The organism is Actinomyces sp. MRS3W, assembly GCF_032465695.1.
In the GTDB taxonomy this organism is placed as follows: Bacteria; Actinomycetota; Actinomycetes; order Actinomycetales; family Actinomycetaceae; genus Actinomyces.
This window is the reverse complement of the sequence record NZ_JAWDJJ010000295.1, coordinates 1-2,306: the sequence shown is the minus strand read 5'-3', so window position 1 is coordinate 2,306 and position 2,306 is coordinate 1. Positions and strand designations below refer to the sequence as shown.

Sequence of the window (2,306 nt, the reverse complement as noted above, 5' to 3'; positions counted from 1 at the left end):
GCGCTTGGACGGGGCGGCGCCGGCGCAGGTGCCGGTGCGGGCAGGCCGGTGCGGGTGCCGCCGCACCGCAGTGCCCGGCCCCTCTCACCGAAACCGGCACTAATAACATGCCGAAACCGGCACTAATGACGTGCCGAAACCGGCACTAATAACATGCCGAAACCGGCACAAGTGACGTGCCGAAACCGGTCGATGTGGCTGTGGCGGCGAGTGGGGGTCGGTGCTCTGAGCTACCGGGTTCGGGCTGTGCTGCGTGGCCTCGCCCCGCCAGGGAACCGACGATCGGGGTGTCAGCGAGCGAGCCTTCCATATCAGGGCCAACTACAGCGTCTTGACGCCTGACTGCGCACCCACGCTGGTCGAATACGACCCGTTGTGCCCCGGACCTCCGCCCACAACTGAGGACTTGGGCCCAAAGGGTTGTACTCGACCACCAGGCCACCTCGAAAGGGAGGCCTCGGGCCTAAAGGGTCGTACTCGAGCACCATCTGGCACAACGCATCCGGGCGGCACCCTGACGCAGACCTCACAGGCGACCGCCTCCGACACATCGAGAACGTCGGCGAGCACCCATGTACGCAGCCGACAACCCTGCGCGCCGCGGACACTGAGCCCCGGAAATCCTAGGCTCGTCATATCGACCGGTTTCGGTATGTCATTAGTGCCGGTTTGGGCACGTTACAAGTGCCGGTTTCGGTGACGCTATGCCACGGGGCAGACGCCGTACCCTGCACCGCCCTGCGCCGTGCTGCACCGGCCCACACGCACTGTGGAAGGGACAGAAGGCAACCGCCTGAGGAATGGCCCTGGGCGTACTCGGCCTTCTCTTTCGCCGCCGCGCAGCAGTTCTCGTCAGAGCTGCTGCGCGGCGTCGTATATCTCCTGCGCCTGTGGGCTCGGGTACGCGTCGTCCCGGTCGATGACCCCGTCGTGCAGGTCGTAGAAGACGCAGCCCGAGCCGGGATCGGTGGAGCCGTACTCGCGCCGCTCGCACAATGCCACGTCGGCAAAGTACGGGGTTCCCGCGATAGCTGCGAGCACGGGCGCGGCCTGTGAGGTCTCCGGGAGGTAGTCGGCGCCCCGGGGCAGGCGGCGTACCTGAATACGGGGCTCGGGGTTTTCAACGAGATCGTGGTCGGTGGTATCGAGCAACAGCGCCGGGTCGGTCCCGTCGGGCAGCGGGACTTCAACGATGTTGTTGATGACGTTGCGGATGATGCTGGCTGGCGGTTGAGCGTCAGGAGCGGAGATGATCTCAACGTCCCATCCGTTGAAGGTGAAGTTGTCGGTGAGGGCTGTCGTTTCCATACTGTCGCTGAAAGATTTGCTCGAGAGCAGCCTTGCGGGAACCGCGTCCACCTCGCCGCGCTCCACATCGATCGAGTTCAGCCCGATCTCGACGGACGCGACGTTCTCCCCGGCCAGGTCGGTGGCGACGCCGATCAATTCCAGTCGGAGCGCGCGAGCCTGCGGCGTCAGGTCGCTGTCATCGGTGCTTCTCGGCGGGACCGAGACGTCCACGAGACGCAACTCGGCGGAGTCATACACCCACTCCAGGCCGATCTGGAAGTAGTCCGCGTTGACGCGGCGGTTCTGCATCGCCTCCTCCAGAGCGGCGTCGACAATGGCAGCGGCATCCTCGGCGCTCGTGTCCGGGACCAAGACGACGTCGGCATGCAGGCTGCACCCGGTTTCCATATGGCTGGTGCAGTAGACCTCGGCGGAGTCCACCGCCTGCTGCTCGGTGAGCCAGGCACGCATGGCGCGCTGTCCGTGTTCTCCGCAACCGGTGAGGGGCAGTACTGCTAGCGTCAGCACGATCGCTGCGGTGGCAAGGCGGCGCGCGCGCCGCGGCCGGGAGGGGTGGGGTGTGTTCTCCCTGGCGGGGGCTAGGTCGGAGCTGGGCGTGGTCATGGCGGAATCGTTGACGATGCGCGCGTGAGTGACCAGGGGGAGCGCTCCCCACGGGTGCGACGCGGACCGCGCAGTTGCGTGGAGGCCCCGCCGCCGGCCCGAGGCGACGGCGCACATGTGACCACCGGTGGCCTCTCACAGGCGGGCGCTGTATCGTGACCATGCTCGACAAGACCCCGTGACGCTTCCTTAACCGGAGGTATGGTGAAGACGCTTCCGGACTGGCATCGCCTGGGCGCTGCGCACGCGCCGCGGCATGCGGGCACCAGCCTGCGTGCTCGCGGGCGATGGCTGTCGGTGCTGCTCGCGCTCGTGCTGGCCGCGCCGCTTGCCGGCATCTCCACTCGTGCCGCGCACGCTGTCGACGTCGCTGCGGACAGTGCCAGCGTGGG

The 2,306-nt window shown here is 67.0% G+C and carries 2 protein-coding genes; one reads left to right on the top strand and one right to left on the bottom strand.

What is annotated here, in order from left to right:
* Window positions 1–852: 852 nt before the first annotated feature.
* Entirely contained in the window at window positions 853–1,914 is a 1,062-nt protein-coding gene (locus tag RWX45_RS11235) for a hypothetical protein (protein WP_316023809.1), read from the bottom strand.
* 201 nt (window positions 1,915–2,115) lie between these two features.
* On the opposite strand from RWX45_RS11235, the gene RWX45_RS11230 reads away from it, so the two are divergent.
* The coding region (locus RWX45_RS11230; protein ID WP_316023808.1) for a hypothetical protein at window positions 2,116–2,306 on the top strand (191 nt) is incomplete at its 3' end.

Coding starts and splice junctions, on each gene's coding strand:
- RWX45_RS11235 (WP_316023809.1), bottom strand. CDS start 1,914: ATGACCACGCCCAGCTCCGACCTAGCCCCCGCCAGGGAGAACACACCC.